The 393-nt window shown below is 41.2% G+C and carries 1 protein-coding gene; it reads right to left on the reverse strand.

What is annotated here, in order from left to right:
- Nucleotides 1–393: SPFH domain-containing protein (locus tag AAEY57_RS19470; protein ID WP_350608602.1), on the reverse strand; the 393-nt coding region annotated here is incomplete at both ends.

Consider the following 393-nt stretch of genomic DNA (forward strand, 5'->3'; position numbering starts at 1 on the left):
GTATACGGGCAGCTTCGCCTTTTCCTTCTGACAAAAAGCGTTCTGCTATTTGACGACGTTCGCTGATCATACGTTCATAGATTTTAGGGCGTACACTTTCATTATAATTAATACGTTTAAAGCGAATATCCATAAGCTCAATACCAAATACTTTTACTTTTTTGGCTGCGGCATTAAATATATCTTGCTCGACAACTAAGCGTCCCATGCTTATAGGCACTAAACTACCAATATTCTGCTCTTTTTCAGCCTCGGTGAGTGACGAGTCACGCAAAGGTTGGCGATCTTTCGTTGTACGAATAATTTCGATTAATTCGTGTGTCGCTACTGCATTACGCGTTTCACTACCAAAAATATCATCGAGCCTAGACTGTGCGCTTCGCTCATCACCTA

The organism is Pseudoalteromonas sp. MER144-MNA-CIBAN-0113, from assembly GCF_040308965.1.
GTDB classification, from domain to species: Bacteria; Pseudomonadota; Gammaproteobacteria; order Enterobacterales; family Alteromonadaceae; genus Pseudoalteromonas; species Pseudoalteromonas tetraodonis.